Raw genomic sequence first — 19467 nt, 5'->3', positions numbered from 1 at the left:
CCTTGCGCGTCACTGCCGCGGCTGGGGCGCCACCTTCTCCCACGGCCCCGGGCATTCCTTGACATAGGGATAGTACGCCTGTGCCTCGCGGCAGTAGTACCAGTAGCCGGGTTCGGGCGGCGGCGCAGACTTCGGTTGTTCGATATAGACCGGTGGCGGCGCGGGCGGCGGCACCACGACGACCGGTGGCGCGGCATAGATCGGATAGGGATACGGCGGATACCACCACGGTCCGCCCCAATAGAAACCGAACTCGACCGACGTGCGTGGCCGATGATGCCAGTGGGGGTCCGCCCATGCATTGCCCGCCAGCAGGCAGGCCAGTGCGGCGATCAATCCGGTTTTCGCGATGAGCTTCATTGCCCTCTCCTCGAATGCGTTTGCTTCAACCCAGATTGTCCATTAGACCGTCCTGTCAGCCGATGAGCGATAGCAAGCCTCGTTGTCTTGAACTGCGCGGGCGCTTTCGGTCTGCGGGCGGGCTCGTCGCGCGGACGCAAATGGCCTCGCCCTCGCCACGAAATCGCCTCGCGCCCTAATGGACAATCTGGGTTCAATTGAAGCATCCGCCGACCGCCAGACAATGTCACCCGCGTGGCAAAGTGTAAGGAATTGTTGCAAGAGAGAGTGCCGTCCCGCCAGCGCCGACTCTCCGAGACAAGGCGGCGCCCGGCGGGACGTCCCATTTTCCGCCAGCGCCGACCTTTACTTGAACGGATGCCGCAGCACGATGGTCTCTTCGCGGTCGGGGCCGGTGGAAATCATGTCGACCGGCACGCCGCAGAGCGCTTCCATGCGTTTGATGTAATTCTGCGCCGCGCGCGGCAGGCCGTCGAAGCTCTTGATGCCGACGGTGCTTTCCTTCCAGCCCGGCATCGATTCATAGACCGGCTCGCAGCGTTCGAGCTCGTCGGCACCGACCGGCAGGATGTCGGTGAATTGGCCGTCGAGTTTGTAGCCGGTGCAGATCTTCATTTCCTCGAGACCGTCGAGCACGTCGAGTTTCATCACGCACAAACCCGAAACGCCATTGATCTGGATCGAGCGCTTCAGGGCCGCGGCGTCGAACCAGCCGCAGCGGCGTGCCCGGCCGGTCGTAGCGCCGAATTCGTGCCCCTTGGTCGCCATGTGCTTGCCAATCGGGTCCTGCTTCTCCACGGCGTCATAGAGTTCGGTCGGGAACGGCCCGCCGCCAACCCGCGTGGTATAGGCCTTGGTGATGCCGAGCACGTAATGCAGCATGCCGGGTCCGACCCCTGCGCCGGTAGACGCGCCGCCGGCGACACAGTTCGACGAGGTGACATACGGATAGGTGCCGTGGTCGATGTCCAAGAGTGTGCCCTGCGCTCCTTCGAAGAGGATGTTGGCACCGGCGTTGTGCGCATCGTAGAGCGCGCGCGGCACGTCGGCGATCATCCGCGTCAGACGCGGCGCCAGCGCCATCGCACCGTCGAACACCTGCTGGAAATCGACGGCTTCGGCGCCGAGATAATTTTTCAGCACGAAGTTGTGATAGTCGAGCACCTCGGCGAGCTTTTCGGCGAAACGCTTGGGCCGCAGCAGGTCCTGCACGCGCAGGCCTCGTCGCGCCACCTTGTCTTCGTAAGCCGGACCGATGCCGCGGCCGGTGGTGCCGATCTTTTTCGCCCCCTTGGCGGCCTCGCGCGCGACGTCGAGCGCCTGGTGATAAGGCAGGATCAGCGGGCAGGCCTCGGAAATCTTCACTCGCGCCTCGGCATCGACGCCGGCGGCATTGAGCTCGTCGATCTCCTTGATCAGCGCATCGGGCGAGAGCACGACACCATTGCCGATGTAGCAGGTGACGCCCTCGCGCAAAATGCCGGAGGGCACGAGATGCAGCACGGTTTTCTTGCCGTTGATCACCAGGGTGTGGCCGGCATTGTGGCCGCCCTGGTAACGCACCACCGCCTGGGCATGATCGGTGAGCCAGTCGACGATCTTGCCCTTGCCCTCGTCGCCCCACTGCGTGCCGATCACGACTACGTTCTTGGCCATCTTTCAATTCTCCCCTAACGGTTCAATGATCCATTCATCACCGCGCCGCACCAGGCGGCGGTCGCAGCCGGCCTCCCGCCAGCTGCCTTCATGACCGGGCAAGGCGGCGATGACGATTTCGCCGCTGCCGCGCAGGCGTTCGATTGCCACGTGCGCTGCTTCGTCTTCCGGCCAGGGCGCGAGAATCGCACCCGGCATCGGCTGCGGTTTTGCCAGGCGCGCGAGCGCGCGCAGGTCGAGCGAAAAACCCGTTGCCGGCCGGGCACGGCCGAAGCGGGCACCGATGCCGTCGTAACGCCCGCCCAGGGCGATCGCCCCCGGACTGTCGGCGCAATAGGCGGCAAACACGACCCCGTTGTGATAGTGATAGCCGCGCAGGTCGGCCAGATCGAAAGACAACGGCAGATCGGCAAGCTCGCTGGCGAGCCGTTGCAAGTCGCCCAACGCACGCGTGATCTCGGGCAGCATCGGCAGACAGACGGACGCGCCGCGGATCACTTCCTCGCCGCCGTAGAGAGTCGGCAGGGCAAGCAGTCCATTCCTCACCGGCTCTGGCAGCACCACGGCCAGTTCGCGCAAGCTGGGCACATCTTTGGCCTGCAAGGCCTCGAACAGCGCCTGTTCCTGCGCGGGCGCCAGCCCCTGGCCGGCCACCAAGGCGCGAAAGATGCCGACATGGCCGAGGTCGATGCGGGAAGGCGGCAGGTCGGCCAGATGCAGCGTGCGGGCGAGCAGCCGGATGACCTCGTGGTCGGCCTCGAGACCGGCGTGGCCATACAGTTCGATGCCGATCTGGATCGGTTCGCGCGTCGCGAACAGCCCCGCCGGCCGGGTGTGCAACACGCTGCCGCAGTAGCACAGCCGGGTCACGCCGCTGCGATTGAGCAGGTGGGCATCGATGCGCGCGGTCTGCGGCGTGATGTCGGCGCGCAGCGCCAGCGTGCGGCCCGAGAGCTGGTCGACCAGCTTGAAGCTGGAGAGATTGAGATCGCTGGCATGTTCGTCGAGCAGCGCGTCGGCGAACTCGAGCAACGGCGGCACGACCAGCTGGTAGCCATGGCGCGCGAACTCGTCGAGCAGACGGCGGCGCAGACGCTCGATCTGGGCAGCTTCGGCGGGCAGCAGGTCTTCGATGGCCTCGGGCAGCAACCAGGCATGCATGGCATTCACCTGAACAGCAGCAACAGCGCCAGACCGATGACGATCGAGCTCAAGCCCACGAAACGCAGCTGACCGTCGGAAAGCTCGAGCGCACGACGGAAAGTCTCGCGCCAGATGCGCGGCGCGGCGAAAGGCAGCAGTCCTTCGATCACCAGCATCAGCGCGAACGCCAACATGAGATTCGACATTGGGCGTCGCTTACTTGGCCTTGGCGCCGTTCCTCAGATACTTGAAGAAATCGGCGCTGGGATCGACGACGAGCAGGTCGTTCTTGTTGGCGAAGCTCTGACGATAGGCTTCGAGACTGCGATAGAAGGCGTAGAACTCGGGGTTCTCGCCAAAGGCCTTGGCATAGATCGCCGCCGCCTTGGCATCGCCCTCGCCTTTGATCTTCTGTGCATCGCGATAGGCCTCGGCGACGATCACCTCGCGCTGCTTGTCGGCATCGGCGCGGATCCGTTCCGCTTCGGCCGCGCCTTGCGAGCGCAGCTCATTGGCCACGCGCTTGCGCTCCGTTTCCATGCGGCGATAGACCGACTCGGACACCTCGGGCGGCAGATCGACGCGCTTCAAGCGCACATCGACGATCTCGACACCGATCTGACGCGCATCGCCATCCGCCTTTTTCTGCACCTCGGCCATGATCTTGTCGCGCTCACCCGAGACGACGTCATGCACGGTGCGCTTGCCGAACTCTTCGCGCAACCCAGAGTTCACGGTCTGCGCCAGACGCGTCTTGGCCAGCATCTCGTCACCCTGCACCGAGATATAGAACTGCTTGACGTCGTGGATACGCCACTTGACGAAGGAATCGACCAGCACGGGCTTCTTTTCGGCGGTCAGGAAACGTTCCGGCTCGACCGTGTCCATCGTCAGGATACGCCGGTCGAAATAACGCACGTTCTGGATCAGCGGCCACTTGAAATTGAGACCGGGCTCCTTGACCACTTCCTTGATCTCGCCGAGCTGGAAGACGATCGCATACTGGCGCTGATCGACGGTAAACAGCATCGCGCCCGCGACGACGAACACGGCGAGGACGATGCCGAGGATGAAAGGCAGGCGTTGCATCAGCGTTCTCCCCGTTCGCGCGTCAGCTGGCCACGCGTGCGCACGTCGCGGTTTTCCTGGGCGGATGCCGGCGCCGATGGACGCTCGACGGTCGGCGCTTCAGCCGGCGCGGGGTTCGCCGCCGCCTGCTGCATCAGCTTGTCCAACGGCAGATAGAGCAGATTGCCGCTTCCTTTCGCGTCGATCATCACCTTGCTGGTGTTGGCGAAGATCTGCTGCATGGTTTCCAGATAGAGGCGCTGACGTGTCACTTCCGGCGCCTTCGCGTATTCGCTTTGCAGTTTGGCGAAGCGCGCCGCCTCGCCCTCGGCGGTGGCGACGAGCCGCGCGCGATAGCCTTCGGCTTCCTGCAACAGGCGCGAGGCGGTGCCGCGCGCGCGTGGAATCACGTCGTTGGCGTAGGCCTCGCCCTCGTTCTTCTGCCGTTCGCGGTCCTGGCCGGCCTTGACGGCATCGTCGAAGGCGGCCTGCACCTGTTCGGGCGGCTGGGTGCTCTGCATCGTCACGGCGCGAATCTGGATGCCGGTATCATAACGGTCGAGGATCTCCTGCATCGTCTTCTGCGTGTTGGCGGCGATCACGTCACGACCTTCGTAGAGCACGAAGTCCATCTTGCTCTTGCCGACCACTTCGCGGATCGCGGTTTCGGCAGCCTGGGTGACGGCATCGTCGGGATGGCGGTTGTTGAACAGGTAAGCCTTCGGGTCTTTCAGCAGATACTGCACGGCGAACTGCACACTGACGATGTTCTCGTCGTCGGTGAGCATCAGTGCTTCCTTCAGCACCTTGTTCTTCTCGGAACCGCGATAGCCGATCTCGATGGTGCGCACGCCGGTAAGGTTGACGACTTCATGGGTCTGGATCGGCCAGGGCAGCCGCCAGCGCAGGCCCGGCTCGGTCGTCTCGGAATATTTGCCGAGGGTGAGCACCACACCGCGCTGGCTGGCATCGACGATGTAAAAACCGCTCGCGAGCCAGACGACCGCGACAAGTGCGATCAGCAAGCCGATGCCACCGCCGAACTGCCCGGGCGTCAGATTCGGCATGCGCGACCCACCGTCATCGCCGCCCGCGCCACCCCCCTTCTTGCCCAAGATGCCGGACAGGCGTTTGTTGAAATCGCGCCACAGTTCGTCGAGATCGGGTGGGCCGTTACGGCCGCCGCGCCCGGGGTCGTTGCCCCAGCCGTGGTCATTGAGCGACATCAGGATGCCGGTGATCATGTTCTGTCATGGGGTGGGTGGTCTTATCGATGATCGGCGCTGCCAGCTTGCGCGACATTTCGGCCAACGCGGCTCGCAACAGGTCGAGTCCGGCGCCGGTTTTGGCGCTGACACGGACGCGAGCGATGTTATCACACTCGTCGCGCTCGACCCCCGGCCCGACGGCCCCGCCGAGCAGGTCGATCTTGTTCAGGACGACGATCTGCGGCACCTCGGCGGCGCCGATCTCGCTCAGCACTTGGAGGACGGCACGCATTTGCTGCTCGCGGTCGGGGCTCGCGGCATCGACGACGTGCAGCAGCAGATCGGCATGCACGGTTTCCTCCAGCGTGGCATGGAAAGCCGCGACGAGCGCGTGCGGCAGGTCGCGAATGAAGCCGACCGTGTCGGAAATCACCACCTGGCAACCGGAACGGCCGCTCTCCAGCTCACAGGTCGGCACATAGAGCTTTCTCGACGTGGTGTCGAGGGTGGCAAAAAGCTGGTCGGCGGCATAGGCGCCGGCCTTCGTCAAGGCGTTGAACAGCGTGCTCTTGCCGGCGTTGGTGTAGCCGACCAGCGACACCGACAGTACCTCGCTGCGGCTGCGCCCCTTGCGGCGCACGCCGCGTTGGCGTTCGAGCTGTTCGAGGCGTTCCTTGAGCACCGCGATGCGCTTGCCGAGCATCCGCCGGTCGGTCTCCAACTGCTTTTCGCCCGGCCCGCGCAGACCGATGCCGCCCCGTTGCCGTTCGAGGTGAGTCCAGCCGCGCACCAGCCGCGTCATCTGGTGCTCGAGCTGGGCGAGTTCGACCTGCAGCTTGCCTTCATGGCTCCTGGCACGCAGCGCAAAGATATCGAGGATCAGCGCGGTGCGGTCGATGACGCGGCGCTCCAGCAGCTTTTCGAGGTTGCGCTGCTGGGCTGGCGAGAGCTCGTGGTTGAACAAAACCAGATCAGCGCCGTGTTCGGCTGCAGCGAGGCGGATCTCCTCGACCTTGCCTTTGCCTGCGAAGGTCGCCGGGTCGGGCCGGCTGCGCTTGCCGGTGATGGTCGCGACGGGAGTGGCCCCGGCACTGGTGGCGAGCAGCCGGAACTCCTCGAGACGCTCGGCGAAATCGCCCTCGCCGAAATCGAGCTGGACGAGCAGGGCCCGCTCACCCGCGGCGGGACGCTCAAACATCGTCACCAGCCAGCAAAATCACTCGGCGTCTGAACTGATGTTTACCGGACGGGCGGGCACCACGGTCGAAATGGCGTGCTTATAGACCATCTGCGTAACGGTGTTCTTGAGCAACACGACATACTGGTCGAAGGATTCGACCTGCCCCTGCAGCTTGATGCCATTGACGAGATAGATCGAAACGGGGATGTGCTCGCGCCGCAGCGTGTTCAGAAACGGGTCTTGTAGCATCTGCCCTTTGTTGCTCATGATGGCCTCACGAAGTCATGGTTATGAAAAAGCGCAATGTAGCCGATTTTCACCGGGGAAGCCAGCGCCGGCGGCCATCAGGCGCCGCCCGTCGCCTTGAACAGCCCAGCGGCAGTCGCCGCCAGCGCCCGCCGCACGCTGATCACGGCCTGCTGCGCGGCGAACAGCTCGCGCTGGGCATCCAAGAGTTCCAGATAGCTGGAGACGCCGGCGCGCTGACGCGCCTCGACGCGGCGCAGACGTTCGGCTTGCGCGGCTTCGGCCTGAACGAGCGCTTCGAGCTGCCTGGCGTAATGCTCGCGCGCGGCCAAAAGATCGGCCACTTCGCGGAAGGCTTGCTGGATCGTCTTCTCATAATCGGCCACCGCGATGACCTTGCGCACTTCGGCGAGTTCCTCGTTCGCCGCAGAGCGCCCGCCATCGAACAATGGCCACTTGAGTACGGGCACGAAGCTCCACGCCCCGCTGCCGCCGGCAAACAGGCCCGAGAGCGCCGCGCTGGCGCTGCCGGCTGCGACCGTCAGCGCAATCTTCGGGAAAAACGCTGCGCGCGCCGCGCCGATGTTGGCATTGGCCGCGATGAGCTTCTGCTCGGCCGCCAGTATGTCGGGGCGGTTGAGCAACACCTCCGACGGCAGTCCGACAGGAATTTCCGGCAGAGCGCCGAAAGTCGGCGCTGGCGGGACGGCAGCCTCAGTCCCCACCAGCAAACGCAGCGCGTTTTTTGCCGCCGCCTTCTGCCGCTCGAGATTCGCCAGTTCCGCCTGCGCGGTTCGATAGGCGCCATCGGCGGCGAGAAAGTCGAGATCGCTCGCGAGTCCCGCCTCGCGCCGTTTGGCGACGAGCTCACGGCTCTCGGCGCGGCTTTGCACCGTCGCCTCGGCAAGCCGCGCGCGCTGGTCGAGCTCGACGAGGCTGTAATAGGCGTTCGCCACGTCGGCGATCAAACTCAGGCGAAATGCCCGTTGGGCGAATTCGCTGGCGAAAAAGTTTGCGCGTGAGGCCGTCTCCAGGCTGGCAACCCGCCCCCAGAAATCGAGCTCGAAGGCCGCAACGCCGAGGTTGGCATCGAAACGCCGGTTGATCACCGGCCGGCCGGACGCGTTGAGATCGCCCGGCACCCGCGCCGCCTGCTCCTGCACGCCGACATCGACGGTCGGGAAAAGGTCGGCGCGGCTTTGGCCCGCCTGCGCGCGCGCTTCATCCACGCGCGCGACGGCGATCATGAGATCGCGGTTGTGTTCGAGCGCCAAGTCGATCAGTCGTTGCAGGGTCGGATCGGTGAACAAGGTGCGCCAGTCGCCGTTGAAACTCGGCGCGGGTGAGACGGCACCCTGCACCGGCCACGCTTGCGGGACGGGCGCTGCCGGCCGCTCATAGGGTGGGATGAAGGAGCAGCCAGCGATGAGGAGGACGAGCGGCAGCGACTTATTCATGGTGCGACTCCGTTCGATGCCGGGGATGACCGGGGAAAATGCGTCGCACGACGACGAAGAACACCGGCACCAGGAAGACGGCAAGCACCGTGGCCGAGATCATGCCGCCCATCACGCCGGTGCCGATCGCGTGGCGGCTGTTGGCGCCCGCCCCGGTCGAGATCGCCAGCGGCAGCACGCCGAAGATGAAGGCGATCGAGGTCATCAGGATGGGACGGAACCTCAAGCGACAGGCTTCGAGCGTCGCCTCGATCAACTCCCTGCCCTGCTCCTGCAACTCGCGTGCGAACTCGATGATCAGGATCGCGTTCTTCGCCGAAAGACCGATGATCGCGATCAGGCCGACCTTGAAATAGATGTCGTTCGGCAGTCCCCGCAAGGTCACGGCAAGCACCGCGCCGAAGATGCCGAGCGGCACGACGAGCATGACCGCGAAGGGCACCGACCAGCTCTCATAAAGCGCCGCCAGACAGAGGAAGACGACGAGTAGCGAGATGGCGAACAGGAAAGGCGCCTGGGCACCCGACTGACGCTCTTCGAACGAGGTGCCGGACCACTCGAAGCCGACGCCCGCCGGCAGCTGTTTGGCGATCGCCTCCATCGCCGCCATCGCCTCGCCGGTCGAGCGCCCCGGCGCGGGGCCACCGGAGAGCTTCATCGCCGGCAAGCCGTTGTAGCGGTCGAGCTTCGGACTGCCGATGATCCATTTCGCCTGCGCGAATTCGGCCAGCGGGATCATCTCGCCGCGGCCGTTCTTGATGGGCAGCCGCAGGATGTCTTCCGGTGTGCGGCGCAGACTCTCGTCGGCCTGCATCTGCACGCGCAGGATGCGCCCCTGGCGCACGAAGTCGTTGAGATACGCAGCACCCAGCGCCGACTGCAGCGTGTCGTTGAGATCGGCAATGCTCACCCCGAGCGCGCTGGCTTTCAAGCGGTCGATGTCGAGGAAGAGTTGCGGTCCGGCCTCCTGCCCTTCGGGGCGCACGCCCGCCAGCACGGGGTTCTGGCTTGCCAAACCCAGCGCCATGTTACGGGCTTCGAGAAGCTTTTCGCGCCCGATGCCGCCGCGATCCTGCAAGCGGAAATCGAAGCCGCCGACCGCGGCGAGTTCCGGAATCGGCGGCACGTTGATGGCGAAGATCATCGCCTGCTTGATGCGGAAGAAGGTCATGTTCGCCTTCCTGACCAGTGATTCGGCTTCGCTTTCCTTGCCCGGCCGCTCGTCCCAATCTTTCAGGCGCACGAAGGCGATCGCCGCATTCTGGCCGCGACCGAAGAAGGAAAAGCCGGCCACCCCGATCACATGCGCGACCTCGGGCTGCTTGAGGTAATACTGCTCGACGGTCGAGAGCACTTCGAGCGTGCGCTCGCGTGTCGCGCCCGGCGGCAGCTGGACGATGTTGATGAAGTAGCCTTGATCTTCGGAGGGCAGGAAACTGCCGGGCAGCTTCGCGAACAGCCAGCCGGCGGCGGCGAGGATCGTCGCATAGACGACGAGCCAGCGGCCGGGCCGGCCGAGCATGCGTCGCGTGGCGCCCACATAACGCTTCACGGTCGCGGCGAAGAAACGGTTCCACCCCCCGAAGAAGCCACGCGCAGGCAGCACCTCGCCCTTTTGGTGCTTGAGCAGTGTCGCGCACAAGGCGGGAGTGAGCGTCATCGCCATCAAGGCGGAAAAGAGCATCGTCAGCACCAGGGTCACCGAGAACTGGCGATAGATCGCGCCGGTCGAGCCGCCGAAGAAGGCCATCGGCACGAACACCGCCGAGAGCACCAAGGTGATGGCGATGATCGCGCCGAAGATCTGTCCCATCGCCTTGATGGTCGCCTCCCGGGGGGCAAGCCCCTCCTCGCTCATGATGCGCTCGACGTTCTCGACCACCACGATCGCATCGTCGACGACGATAGCGATCGCCAGCACCATCGCGAACAGCGTCAACACGTTGATCGAGTAGCCGAAGAAATAGAGTCCCACCGTGCCGCCCAACAGTGCCACCGGCACGACGATGGCCGGGATGAAGGTGGCGCGCCAGTTCTCCAGAAACAGATACATCACCAGCACGACGAGGATCATCGCCTCGATGAGGGTTTTGACCACCTCGCGGATCGAGATGTCGACGAAGGTCGAGGTGTCATACGGCACCAGCCAGTCGATCCCCTTGGGGAAATACTGCGCGAGATGGGTCATCGTCGCGCGCACCGCCTTGGCGGTCTCCAGAGCGTTGGCACCGGGGGCCATGCGCACGGCGATCGCCGCATTCGGCTGACCATCGACGCGCGCCGCCACCGAATAATCCTCCGCGCCCAATTCCACCCGCGCGACATCTTTCACGCGCACCGTCGCGCCACGGGCATCCGATCTGACGATGATGTCGCCGAATTCCTCGGGCGTGGCCAAGCGGCTCTTGGTGATGATCGTGGCGGCGATTTCCTGCCCCGGCACGGCAGGAATCGCGCCCAGCTCCCCGGTGGCGAGCTGCACGTTCTGCGCGCGCACCGCCTTGGCGACATCCGCCGGGGTGAGATTGAAGGCCTGGAGCCGATCGGGCCTCAACCAAATGCGCATCGAATATTCGGTGCCGAACAGGATCGCCTCGCCCACCCCCGGGGTGCGGCGGATGCTCTCCAGCACGTTCGCCGCCGCGAAGCTGCCCAAGGCGATGTTGTCGAGCGACTGATCGGGCGAAAAGATCGAAACGATCATCAAAAAGTTGCGCGCCGATTTGGCCACCGTGACGCCCAGCCGCCGCACATCCTCGGGCAGACGCGCCTCGGCGCGTTTGATGCGGTTTTGTGTCTCGACCGAGGCGAGATCGAGATTGGTGCCCGATGCGAACGTCAGCGTGATCGTGCCGCGGTTTTGCTCGGCGCTCGACTCCATGTAGAGTAGGTTCTCGATGCCGTTCAGCTCCTGTTCGATCAGGGCTACCGCGGTTTCCTCGACCACCTGCGCCGAGGCACCGGGATAGTTGAGGGTGATGGAGAGCGCCGGGGGGGCGACCGACGGGTAGCTCGCCACCGGCAACTGTCGTAAGGAGAGTAGCCCCCCGAGGATGATGACCAGCGCGATCACCCAGGCAAAGACCGGCCGGTCGATGAAGAAGCGCGGCAGCATTTACTTCTTCTCCGCTGGCGCGGCCGGGGCGGGCGGTGCAGCCAAGAGGGGCGCGCCAGGCATCCAGGGCACCGCTTTGACGACGCTGCCGGGCCTTGCCTTCTGCAGGCCATTGACGATCACCATATCGCCTGCCTTGAGACCCTCGGTGACGATGAAATCGCCGCCGCTCATGCCGCCCGTCTTGATCGGACTCACGCTCACCTTACCCTCCGCATCGACGGTCATCACGATCTGGCCGGTGGGCGACCCTTGCACCGCGCGCTGCGGCACGGTGAGCGCGTCGTCGATCATGGCCTCGGGGAAACGCACGCGCACGAAAGCGCCGGGCAGGAGTTCACGGCGCGGATTGGGAAACTCGGCGCGCAGCACGACCGCGCCGGTGTTCGGATCGACCGCCATGTCGGCGAATTTGAGCCGGCCTTTTTCGGCATAGAGCGAGCCGTCCGGCAACAAAAGCTGCACCTCGGCACTGTCCGCCTTCTTCTGCTTGCCGGCCTTCACCGCCTGCTGCAGGCGCATGAGGTCGGCATAACTCTGGGTGAATTCGACGCGGATCGGGTCGATCTGCTCGATGGTGACGAGATGCGTCGCCTCGCCCTTGCCGACCAGCGCGCCTTCGGTGACCAGCGCACGGCCGATGCGGCCGGAAATCGGCGCTGGCGGGACGGCATTCTCGAGATCGAGTCTCGCCTTCGCCACCGCCGCCTCTGCTTGCTTCACCTTCGCCGCGGCGGCATCGAACTCCTGCTGGCTCACCGCCTTGATTTCCAAAAGCGGCTGGTAGCGCGCCAAGACGGCCTTCGCCGCGGCGAGATCGGCCTCGGCGGCATCGAGCTGCGCCCGGTAGGTGCGCGCATCGATCTGAAACAGCGGCGTGCCGGCCTGGATGTCGCTGCCCTCGACGAACAACTGCTTTTCGACCACCCCCTCGACGCGCGCGCGCACCTGGGCCGTGCGATAGGCGAGCAGCCGGCCCGGCAGATCCTGGGTGATGCGCGCGACAGTGGGTTTGACCGTGACGACATCGACTTCCGGCGGTGGCATTGCGCCCGGTCCGCCCGGCCCAGCGCTCGCGCCGGGTTTGCCCGCATCTGGGCCTTGGCCGCAGGCCGCGAGGATCAACAGCAGGACGGACGTGATTTTTTTCATTGCTTTCTCCGCAAAAAAACCGTGGGCAGCGGCATGGCAGCATCGGGCGCGCAGGCTCGCCATGCTACGCGAAGCGCGACGCAGGTCGCTCTCCACAATGTTACAAAGCGTTTCAGACCGGATCGAAGATATGGCCTTTCACGCGCACCGAGCGGCCGCGGAAGAGCGCGATCAGCCGCCCGTCCTGATTGGTCACCTCGATGTCGTAGAGGCCGTTACGCCCACCCTGCTGACGCCGGATGGCCGTCGCCGTCAGCACGTCGCCCAAAAGCGCCGGCGCGAGGAAATCGATGCTCGCGCCACCGGCCACCGCGCGGTGGTTATCGGAATTACAGGCATAGGCGAACGCAGCGTCGGCCACCGCAAAGATGAAGGCGCCGTGACAGCTGCCGTGGCCATTGACCATGTTTTGCCGCACCGGCATCGTCAGCCGCGCCATGCCCGGCCCGACGGCTTCGATGTTGATACCGAGGCCACGCGCGGCATGGTCGTCCTGCCACATGATCTCGGCGACTTTTGCTGCCACCTGCTCTGGACTCATACGCATACCTCATCGTTTCAGTTTCGCGAAAGCCGCCGCCATCGCGCTCTGCGGCTCGGCAGGCGCAAAGCGCTGCTTATCCTTCTGATGCAGCTTTTGCGGCAGCTGTGGTGCCGTCCCGCCAGCGCCGACTCTTCGAGATGAGGCGGCGCCCGGCGGGACGTCTTCATTTCCGCCAGCGCCGACTCTCCGAGATGAGGCGGCGCCCGGCGGGACGTCCCCTTTTCCGCCAGCGCCGACTTTTACATTCCGTTGCACCTCGTCGGCAAGCCGCATCGACAACGCGATGCGCTTTCTCGGCAGATCGACCTCCAGCACTTTCACCTTCACCACGTCGCCGGCCTTGACGACGGAATGCGGATCGCGCACGAACTTGTCGGCGAGCGCCGAGACATGCACCAGCCCATCCTGATGCACGCCGATGTCGACGAAAGCGCCGAAATTGGTGACGTTGGTGACCACCCCTTCGAGCACCATGCCGGGCTCGAGGTCGGTGATGTCCTCGACGCCGTCGCGGAAGGTGGCCGTCTTGAATTCGGGCCGCGGGTCGCGGCCGGGTTTTTCGAGCTCTTTGAGGATGTCCTGCACGGTCGGCAGGCCGAAGCGCTCATCGGTGTATTTCTCGGGTTTGAGCGAGCGGATGAGGTGCGTATCGCCGATCACCTCCTTCACGCTCTTTTTGATGTCGGCAAGAATCCGCTCGACGACCGGATAGGCTTCCGGATGCACTGCCGAGGCATCGAGCGGATTCTCGCCGTGCGGAATGCGCAAGAATCCGGCCGCCTGCTCGAAGGTCTTTTCGCCCAGCCGCGGCACTTTTTTCAGCGCCTCGCGTGTCGGGAAAGCGCCGTGCTGGTCGCGGTAACCGACGATGTTCGCCGCCAGCATCGCATTCAAACCGGAGATACGGGCCAGAAGCGCCGCCGAGGCGGTATTGACATCGACGCCGACGGCATTGACGCAGTCCTCGACCACCGCATCGAGCGCACGCGCGAGCTTCGCCTGATTGACGTCGTGCTGATACTGGCCGACGCCGATGCTCTTCGGCTCGATCTTGACGAGCTCCGCCAGCGGATCCTGCAGCCGCCGCGCAATCGACACCGCGCCGCGCAGGGAAACGTCCAGATCGGGGAACTCACGCGCCGCCAGTTCGGATGCCGAATAGACCGAGGCGCCGGCTTCCGAGACGACGACCTTGGTGAGTTTGAGCTCCGGATGACGCTTGATGAGCTCGCCGACGAGCCGGTCGGTCTCGCGGCTCGCAGTGCCGTTGCCGATCGCGACCAACGACACACCGTGCTTTTGCGCGAGCTGACGCAGCACGGCGATCGACACCTCCCAGTCGCGGCGCGGCTCGAACGGATAGATCGTCGTCGTCTCCAGGAGCTTGCCGGTGGCATCGACGACGGCGACCTTAACACCCGTGCGGATGCCCGGATCGAGGCCGATCACCGCCTTCGGCCCGGCCGGCGCGGCCAAGAGCAGATCGTGCAGATTGCGCGCGAAGACGCGGATCGCCTCCTCCTCGGCCCGCTCGCGCAACATGCCCATCAATTCGGTTTCCAGATGCAAGGAGAGCTTGACGAGCCAGGTCCAGCGCACGGTCTCGATGAGCCATCTGTCGGCGGCTCTGCCCTTGTCCTCGATGTCGACATGGCGCGCAATCATCGCGATGCAGGGCGACGCTTCCGGGGGGTCACGCAACTCGGGCTCGGTCTTGATGGCCAGGCGCAGCACGTCCTCGTTGCGGCCGCGCAAAAGCGCCAGCACGCGGTGCGAGGCGGCGCTCTTCAAGGGCTCGCGGAAGGCGAACCAGTCGCGGAACTTCGCCCCCGCCTCCTCCTTGCCTTCGATCACGTTTGAAACGATGAAGGCGTTCTCGGTCAGATATGCGCGCAGCTTTTCCAGCAGGGCCGCATCCTCGGCGAAACGCTCCATGAGGATTTGCCGCGCACCGTCGAGTGCGGCCTTGACATCCGGCACGCCCTTGTCGGCGTCGATGAACTTCACCGCCTCGGCATCGGGATCGAGCGTCGGATCGCCGTAGAGCGCGTCGGCCAAGGGTTCGAACCCGGCTTCCTTGGCGATCTGCGCCTTGGTGCGGCGTTTGGGCTTATACGGGAGATACAGGTCTTCGAGGCGCTGCTTGGTCTCGGCGTGCTCGATTTCGTGTTTCAGCTCCAGTGTGAGCTTGCCCTGCTCCTCGATGGATTGCAGGATCGCCGCGCGGCGCTCTTCGAGCTCACGCAGATAGACGAGCCGCTCTTCCAAGCTACGCAACTGCGTATCGTCGAGATTGCCGGTGGCTTCCTTGCGGTAACGGGCGATGAAAGGCACGGTGGCGCCGCCGTCGAGCAATTGGACGGCCGCGGCGACCTGGTTCGGATGCACGCCGAGTTCGGCGGCGATGCGGGATTCGATCGAAGGCAACATGGGTCGGACCGGAAACGAAAAGGCGCGCACACTACCGCAAGCCTGCCGAGGGTGCAATGTGTCACCACCGGATATTCACTGGGTATGATTGCACGATGCGCTGTCCGGATCGTTTTCCCTCACTCGACGTGGCCCGATGAAGCCGTTCCCGGGCGATGGCATCGTCCTGCGTTCGATCCTGCTCACGGTGCTCGCCTTTCTCGTGGCGGGCATCGGCATATTCGCGTTCACCTATCATGCAACTGCCGAACGAGCAGCGCGGGATGTCGACATCCGGCTGAATCAGCTGCTCGACACGGTTTACAGCACCCTGAGCATCGCCTGCTTCCTGAAAGACCAGGCGCTCGCCGAGGATGTCGCCAGCGGGCTGCTGAAAAGTCCGGAAGTGCTGCATGTGCTGATCCAGGCCGATGAAACCACGCTCGTCGATGCAAAGCGTGGCGGCGAAGCACCGGTTTCGGAGGCCGTCTCGCTGCCTCCTCTCGAACGAGTGGTGATGTCCCCTTTCACACCCGACAAGAAAGTCGGCATGATCCGGCTTTCCCCCAACCCGGAAGTGATCGCCCAGCAGCGCAGCGACGAGATCCGGCGTGCAGCAGAGCAGCTGCTCTGGCAGCTTCTCGTCGTCTCGGGCGCGATCGGCACGGCACTGATCGTCTTCGTCGCCCGGCCGATTTCCCACCTCTCCCAGCGCCTGCATTCGATGGAGGCCCTGCGTGACGAAAGACTTGCCGTTCCCGCCGGCCACGAGAACACCGAACTCGGCCGCCTCGTCAAAGACATCAACCAATTGGCCGATCGACTGGTGGTGACGATCCGCGAAGCCCGCGAAGCATACGAGTATGCGGAAGCCGCTTCTGAAGCCAAAAGCCGCTTCCTCGCCCACCTCAGCCGCGATATCCGAGCACCGCTGACCACCATCCGCCAAATCGCCCGGCTCGGCGCACGCCAGGGGGAGTCTGCGCTCGATCAGGCCCACTTCACCCGCATCGACACTGCCGGTGCCCAATTGCAGGCCACGATCGACGACGTGCTGGATTTCTCCCGTATCGAGGCAGGGAAGCTGATCCTCGAAAATCACCCCTGCAAGCTCGCCAGTCTCGTCGCCGATGCAGTCGCTGCGGTCGAGCAACACGCAACCGCCAAGGGGCTCGAACTCGTCTGTCGGCAAAGTCCTTCCCTGCCCGAATGGATCGAGGGTGACGCGGTGCGCCTCCGGCAGATCCTCGTCACCCTGCTGATGAACGCCGTGCGCCACAGTTCGCACGGCAGCATCGTGCTGACCGTGCTAAGCGCCGAGGACGAACTGTGGTTTTCGGTCAGGGATGAAGGCGTCGGCATGACGCAGGAAGAAATCGACTGCCTGTTCCGTGCCTTCGCGCCTGAAGACCGCTCGCCGGGCCGTCCGGAAGGCGGCCCCCGGCTGGCGATGCCCATCGCGATGAACCTGGCCAGCCTGATGGGTGGCACGATCCAGGCCGTCAGCACCCCCTGGCATGGCAGCACCTTTACGCTGCAACTGCCACTGCGGCTGGCAGAATGCCCTCGCTAGGACGCCGTCGTCTCGAGCGTTTGCCGTGCCAGCATCGCGGCGCGGCTCGCGGGCGTTTCCAGACTGATGCGGCCCAGGGCACCAGAACGAAAATCGGTCAGCAGGATCAACGCTGCCTTTTCGAGATCGAACTCGCCTTGGCGCAGGCAGCCGCGTCTTTTGGCCACGGCCTCGACGACCCCGACGGCATCGAGCTTTGCCGGCTCGATCCGGTAACGCGCCGCGAGCAGCGCCGGATAACGTTCGAGCAGGATTCCGGCGAGAAACACCGCCACCTCTTCGTCGATCACGGCGTTCCTGCCGATCGCATGACAGGCCGCCAGCATGAAGCCGTCGGCATCAAACTCGATCTTCGGCCACAGGAGACCCGGCGTGTCGGTGATCGTCATGCCGGGGCCGAGATCGAAGCTCTGCTGCTGCCGGGTCACCGCGGGTTCGTCGCCGACGGCGGCGATGCGGCGCTTGAGCAGCGCATTCATCAGCGTCGATTTGCCGACGTTGGGGATGCCGAGGATCATCATGCGCAGCGGCTTGGTATTGTCGTTGCGGTGCGGGGCGAGCTGACGGCATAGGCCGGGTATCTTCGCCGCATCGCCTGGCTTCTTGCAGGAAAGCGCCACCGCCTTCACGCCCGGCTGCTGCGCATAGGTATCGAGCCAGGCGGCGGTTGCCGCCGGATCGGCGAGATCGGCCTTGTTGAGCACGCGCAGCACCGGCCGCTGGCGCGCTGCGCGCAGCTCGCGGATCAGCGGATTGCTACTGGCCTCCGGGCAACGCGCGTCGAGCACCTCGATGACGACATCGGTGCGCGCCAGCGTCTCGGCGACTTTCCTGCGCGCCGCGGCCATGTGGCCGGGAAACCATTGGATGGTCATGGCATGTCACGAACGGGATGGGGCCGCGATTATCCCCCACTCGCCCGGCGATGGAAATCGGCGCTGGTGACACGGCATGGTTTCACCCCCCACCCCGCTGCATCGCCCGATCCATGCGTGCCAGCAGCGCCTGACGCTGCTCCGGCGCACCGTCGATAAAGCGGATGCGCACCGCCAACCGCGGAAGGCACAGCCGCGCGATCACGCGTGGCGGCAGCGAGGTAAGCCCGATCTCCATCGCCGCCCCTTCCCCGGTGACGAGCAGCTTGCCGTCGCGCTCGGTCACGTCGCGCGGAAACGCGAACTCGAGCACACGGCGGAATTCCTGCTCCGTCGCCGCCATCTCGCGCACCAGGATTTCGCCGTTCATGGTTTGCAGCCTATCATGCAAAAATGGCCCGCAAACCGATGACCGCTCTCGACCTCGCCTTGCGCTGGGGCAACGTACTTCTGCGCGGCCTGCACCTGATCGCGGTGATCCTGCTCGGCGCGGCGTTGCTCGGTGCCCCCCAGTCAGGCCGGCACTTCGCCATCGCCGTCGCCGCCAGCGGTTTCGCCATGTTCGCGCTCGATGTCTGGCGCAAGCCACAGCATCTGCGTGAGGCGGCCGGCATCGCCGTCCTCGTCAAGCTGGTGCTGGTCGGCTGGCTGGCGCTCGATGACAGCGTGCGCCTGCCGCTTTTCTGGATCATCGTCGCCGGCTCGGCGATTTCCGCCCATGCACCGGCGCGTTTCCGCCATGCCCTCGTGCTGCGTCGCAATAAAATTATCTGATATTGCAATAGGCGGTGCGATTTGCTAGCCTGGTTTCGCGGCATCTCGGAGCTTTTGAAAAAATTCGTCGCGAGCGCAGGCAGGTTGGGGGAGGCCGGAGCGCAGCCACCGGAATGTATATGGAAATACATGAGGATGGCGAGCACCGCCCGACCCCAAGATGGCAAGCGCAGCAGAATTTTTCAAAAGCTCTCACCAACAATAACGAGGAGAAAGAAAAATGCAGAAATCGCTCTACATCGACGCCAGCAAATGCACCGGGTGCCTGCAGTGCGAACTGGCGTGTTCCTTCGAAAACTACGGGATGTTCAACCCGTCCCGCTCGCGCATCAAGGTCTTCAACTTCGAACATGCGGGCCGCAAGGTGCCCTACACCTGCACCCAGTGCGCCGATGCCTGGTGCATGAACGCCTGCCCGGTCGATGCGATCCGCATCGACGCCGTCACCGGCGCCAAGGTGGTGCATGAAGCGGTCTGCGTCGGCTGCAAGGTCTGCACGATCGCCTGCCCGTTCGGCACGATCAACTACGTCGCCGAGACCGGCAAGGTACAGAAATGCGACCTGTGCGGCGGCGATCCCGCCTGCGCCACGGCCTGCCCCACCGGTGCGATCACCTACGTCGATGCCGACTGGACCGGCTTCGACAGGATGCGCGCCTGGGCCGGCAAGACCGACACTGCCCCGCGCGCCAGCGCCTGACCGGAGG

General features: G+C 64.8%; 18 protein-coding genes. 3 read left to right on the top strand and 15 right to left on the bottom strand.

The features are described 5' to 3' along the window. Positions 1-9 precede the first annotated feature (9 nt). From M52SOB_RS05010 to M52SOB_RS04950, 13 genes are all read right to left on the bottom strand, one after another. Entirely contained in the window at positions 10-360 is a 351-nt protein-coding gene (locus M52SOB_RS05010; RefSeq protein ID WP_131110856.1) for a hypothetical protein, read from the bottom strand. Between the two features lie 345 nt (positions 361-705). Beyond that, on the bottom strand, positions 706-2016 hold the full coding sequence (locus M52SOB_RS05005; protein ID WP_131110855.1) for an adenylosuccinate synthase: 1311 nt from the start codon (positions 2014-2016) through the stop codon (positions 706-708). 3 nt (positions 2017-2019) lie between these two features. Further along, positions 2020-3177 carry an ATP phosphoribosyltransferase regulatory subunit gene (locus tag M52SOB_RS05000; RefSeq protein WP_131110854.1) on the bottom strand — a complete coding sequence of 386 codons (1158 nt, stop codon included), beginning with the start codon at positions 3175-3177 and terminating at the stop codon, positions 2020-2022. Between the two features lie 5 nt (positions 3178-3182). Beyond that, positions 3183-3353, bottom strand: coding sequence for a DUF2065 domain-containing protein (locus M52SOB_RS04995; RefSeq protein ID WP_284155212.1), 171 nt, complete (start codon positions 3351-3353; stop codon positions 3183-3185). Positions 3354-3375: 22 nt separating this feature from the next. Further along, on the bottom strand, positions 3376-4248 hold the full coding sequence (hflC, locus tag M52SOB_RS04990; RefSeq protein ID WP_284155211.1) for a protease modulator HflC: 873 nt from the start codon (positions 4246-4248) through the stop codon (positions 3376-3378). Further along, complete coding sequence (gene hflK / locus M52SOB_RS04985) at positions 4248-5453, bottom strand: FtsH protease activity modulator HflK (protein WP_131112440.1); 1206 nt, start codon at positions 5451-5453, stop codon at positions 4248-4250. The genes hflC and hflK overlap by 1 nt, the downstream gene beginning before the upstream one ends. Further along, complete coding sequence (gene hflX, locus M52SOB_RS04980) at positions 5440-6633, bottom strand: GTPase HflX (protein WP_131110851.1); 1194 nt, start codon at positions 6631-6633, stop codon at positions 5440-5442. The genes hflK and hflX overlap by 14 nt, the downstream gene beginning before the upstream one ends. 18 nt (positions 6634-6651) lie before the next feature. Beyond that, a complete protein-coding gene (gene hfq / locus M52SOB_RS04975; protein ID WP_131110850.1) occupies positions 6652-6882 on the bottom strand; it encodes an RNA chaperone Hfq in 231 nt (76 codons plus the stop codon). A gap of 77 nt (positions 6883-6959) precedes the next feature. Beyond that, positions 6960-8318, bottom strand: coding sequence for an efflux transporter outer membrane subunit (locus tag M52SOB_RS04970; RefSeq protein ID WP_131110849.1), 1359 nt, complete (start codon positions 8316-8318; stop codon positions 6960-6962). Beyond that, positions 8311-11433 carry an efflux RND transporter permease subunit gene (locus tag M52SOB_RS04965; RefSeq protein ID WP_284155210.1) on the bottom strand — a complete coding sequence of 1041 codons (3123 nt, stop codon included), beginning with the start codon at positions 11431-11433 and terminating at the stop codon, positions 8311-8313. The genes M52SOB_RS04970 and M52SOB_RS04965 overlap by 8 nt, the downstream gene beginning before the upstream one ends. After that, positions 11434-12585, bottom strand: coding sequence for an efflux RND transporter periplasmic adaptor subunit (locus M52SOB_RS04960; protein ID WP_131110848.1), 1152 nt, complete (start codon positions 12583-12585; stop codon positions 11434-11436). It abuts the gene before it with no gap. A 112-nt stretch (positions 12586-12697) separates the two neighbouring features. Then, positions 12698-13126, bottom strand: coding sequence for a hydroxyphenylacetyl-CoA thioesterase PaaI (gene paaI / locus M52SOB_RS04955; protein WP_284155209.1), 429 nt, complete (start codon positions 13124-13126; stop codon positions 12698-12700). A gap of 9 nt (positions 13127-13135) precedes the next feature. Then, positions 13136-15559 carry a Tex family protein gene (locus tag M52SOB_RS04950; protein WP_131110846.1) on the bottom strand — a complete coding sequence of 808 codons (2424 nt, stop codon included), beginning with the start codon at positions 15557-15559 and terminating at the stop codon, positions 13136-13138. A 136-nt stretch (positions 15560-15695) separates the two neighbouring features. On the opposite strand from M52SOB_RS04950, the gene M52SOB_RS04945 reads away from it, so the two are divergent. Then, positions 15696-17111, top strand: coding sequence for a sensor histidine kinase (locus tag M52SOB_RS04945; RefSeq protein ID WP_131110845.1), 1416 nt, complete (start codon positions 15696-15698; stop codon positions 17109-17111). On the opposite strand, the gene ylqF is transcribed toward M52SOB_RS04945, so the two are convergent. Next, positions 17108-17986, bottom strand: coding sequence for a ribosome biogenesis GTPase YlqF (gene ylqF / locus M52SOB_RS04940; protein WP_131110844.1), 879 nt, complete (start codon positions 17984-17986; stop codon positions 17108-17110). The two genes, M52SOB_RS04945 and ylqF, sit on opposite strands and share 4 nt — an antisense overlap. An 82-nt stretch (positions 17987-18068) precedes the next feature. Next, complete coding sequence (locus M52SOB_RS04935; protein ID WP_131110843.1) at positions 18069-18356, bottom strand: hypothetical protein; 288 nt, start codon at positions 18354-18356, stop codon at positions 18069-18071. Positions 18357-18394: 38 nt separating this feature from the next. Here M52SOB_RS04935 and M52SOB_RS04930 point away from each other — a divergent pair, with 38 nt between their 5' ends. Both M52SOB_RS04930 and M52SOB_RS04925 read left to right on the top strand, forming a co-directional pair. Beyond that, entirely contained in the window at positions 18395-18760 is a 366-nt protein-coding gene (locus tag M52SOB_RS04930) for a hypothetical protein (protein ID WP_131110842.1), read from the top strand. A 220-nt stretch (positions 18761-18980) separates the two neighbouring features. Beyond that, positions 18981-19460 carry a 4Fe-4S dicluster domain-containing protein gene (locus tag M52SOB_RS04925; RefSeq protein ID WP_131110841.1) on the top strand — a complete coding sequence of 160 codons (480 nt, stop codon included), beginning with the start codon at positions 18981-18983 and terminating at the stop codon, positions 19458-19460. Positions 19461-19467 lie beyond the last annotated feature (7 nt).

The sequence above is a fragment of the Sulfuricystis thermophila genome (assembly GCF_004323595.1).
Lineage (GTDB): Bacteria > Pseudomonadota > Gammaproteobacteria > Burkholderiales > Rhodocyclaceae > Sulfuricystis > Sulfuricystis thermophila.
This window is presented reverse-complemented; position numbering and strand designations above follow the sequence as displayed.

What these genes read in the sequence shown, in the direction of transcription:
- M52SOB_RS05010 (WP_131110856.1), bottom strand. Translation starts at nt 360, where the DNA reads ATGAAGCTCATCGCGAAAACCGGATTGATCGCCGCACTGGCCTGCCTG.
- M52SOB_RS05005 (WP_131110855.1), bottom strand. Translation starts at nt 2,016, where the DNA reads ATGGCCAAGAACGTAGTCGTGATCGGCACGCAGTGGGGCGACGAGGGC.
- M52SOB_RS05000 (WP_131110854.1), bottom strand. Translation starts at nt 3,177, where the DNA reads ATGCATGCCTGGTTGCTGCCCGAGGCCATCGAAGACCTGCTGCCCGCC.
- M52SOB_RS04995 (WP_284155212.1), bottom strand. Translation starts at nt 3,353, where the DNA reads ATGTTGGCGTTCGCGCTGATGCTGGTGATCGAAGGACTGCTGCCTTTC.
- hflC (WP_284155211.1), bottom strand. Translation starts at nt 4,248, where the DNA reads ATGCAACGCCTGCCTTTCATCCTCGGCATCGTCCTCGCCGTGTTCGTC.
- hflK (WP_131112440.1), bottom strand. Translation starts at nt 5,453, where the DNA reads ATGTCGCTCAATGACCACGGCTGGGGCAACGACCCCGGGCGCGGCGGC.
- hflX (WP_131110851.1), bottom strand. Translation starts at nt 6,633, where the DNA reads ATGTTTGAGCGTCCCGCCGCGGGTGAGCGGGCCCTGCTCGTCCAGCTC.
- hfq (WP_131110850.1), bottom strand. Translation starts at nt 6,882, where the DNA reads ATGAGCAACAAAGGGCAGATGCTACAAGACCCGTTTCTGAACACGCTG.
- M52SOB_RS04970 (WP_131110849.1), bottom strand. Translation starts at nt 8,318, where the DNA reads ATGAATAAGTCGCTGCCGCTCGTCCTCCTCATCGCTGGCTGCTCCTTC.
- M52SOB_RS04965 (WP_284155210.1), bottom strand. Translation starts at nt 11,433, where the DNA reads ATGCTGCCGCGCTTCTTCATCGACCGGCCGGTCTTTGCCTGGGTGATC.
- M52SOB_RS04960 (WP_131110848.1), bottom strand. Translation starts at nt 12,585, where the DNA reads ATGAAAAAAATCACGTCCGTCCTGCTGTTGATCCTCGCGGCCTGCGGC.
- paaI (WP_284155209.1), bottom strand. Translation starts at nt 13,126, where the DNA reads ATGAGTCCAGAGCAGGTGGCAGCAAAAGTCGCCGAGATCATGTGGCAG.
- M52SOB_RS04950 (WP_131110846.1), bottom strand. Translation starts at nt 15,559, where the DNA reads ATGTTGCCTTCGATCGAATCCCGCATCGCCGCCGAACTCGGCGTGCAT.
- M52SOB_RS04945 (WP_131110845.1), top strand. Translation starts at nt 15,696, where the DNA reads ATGAAGCCGTTCCCGGGCGATGGCATCGTCCTGCGTTCGATCCTGCTC.
- ylqF (WP_131110844.1), bottom strand. Translation starts at nt 17,986, where the DNA reads ATGACCATCCAATGGTTTCCCGGCCACATGGCCGCGGCGCGCAGGAAA.
- M52SOB_RS04935 (WP_131110843.1), bottom strand. Translation starts at nt 18,356, where the DNA reads ATGAACGGCGAAATCCTGGTGCGCGAGATGGCGGCGACGGAGCAGGAA.
- M52SOB_RS04930 (WP_131110842.1), top strand. Translation starts at nt 18,395, where the DNA reads ATGACCGCTCTCGACCTCGCCTTGCGCTGGGGCAACGTACTTCTGCGC.
- M52SOB_RS04925 (WP_131110841.1), top strand. Translation starts at nt 18,981, where the DNA reads ATGCAGAAATCGCTCTACATCGACGCCAGCAAATGCACCGGGTGCCTG.